The sequence below is a fragment of the Bartonella sp. AP58NXGY genome (assembly GCF_042195785.1).
GTDB lineage: Bacteria > Pseudomonadota > Alphaproteobacteria > Rhizobiales > Rhizobiaceae > Bartonella.
In genome coordinates this window covers 1-843 of the sequence record NZ_JBHIOY010000171.1, presented here as the reverse complement: position 1 = coordinate 843, position 843 = coordinate 1, and the positions used below count along the sequence as shown (strand labels likewise).

General features: G+C 36.5%; 1 protein-coding gene. It reads left to right on the top strand.

The features are described 5' to 3' along the window. Positions 1–510: 510 nt before the first annotated feature. A partial coding sequence (locus ACFINC_RS10250) for a YopJ family acetyltransferase (protein WP_375617143.1) occupies positions 511–843 on the top strand: 333 nt, incomplete at its 3' end.

Below are 843 nucleotides of genomic sequence, written 5' to 3'. Positions count from 1 at the left end.
ATCCACCTTGCTCCTCCTGTTGCCCCACTGCTGATGGTGTGCGACAACCTGAACACTTGAGATTCACAGAGCGCACTTACCCTTTCATCCGATTTGCGAACCTTAAAAACCCGCCAGCAATAAACGAGCTTAAAATGTTCTTAAAAAAATAGGCATTGTTGTATAACAAACACCGATTGCGGATAATTTCATTTTTTCACAGGGAAAACTGTTAAAAAAGGTTGTCATCTCTTCATTGAAATGAGCCATGCAATAGAAATAACTTAAAATATAAAGATAACGTTGCCCTCTAGACTTCTGACAAGTTTTTACAGTTGTGAAAGCTGTAAAAAATCCGCAGATTTTTAAAATTAAGAAAGCTTTTGGTTTTAAAAGCCTGCTTATAAAAACACCAAAAGTACGATTTTTTCCTTAATGTTCAAGAGTCCAAGACTTTCTTTCAAAACATCATTTGGTCAAAATATCAGAAAATAATATAGCCTATCGATCATCAAGAAAAAGGTTGATATGATGAAACCACAAGATTCACAAGACTCCCCCCCTCATTCATCACAAATACCAGAAGGTGCAAGTGTACAAATGCCGGAAGGTGCAAGTGTACAAATGCCGGAAGGTGCAGGTGCAGATGCCTCATTAGAAAGCCTTGCAACACATTTAGAACAGCTTAATATCGAAAAAATAAATTATACCCCTTTCAACCGTGCGGAATTAAAAGATATCATTGCAGGTTTAGAACAGCATAATGCCGATGGAAGTTGGATTAAAAACTATTATGATATTTTAGATCTTTACATGATGCCCGCTTTGGTTGATCAAGCAAATCGTAAATATCCAGAAATGAAT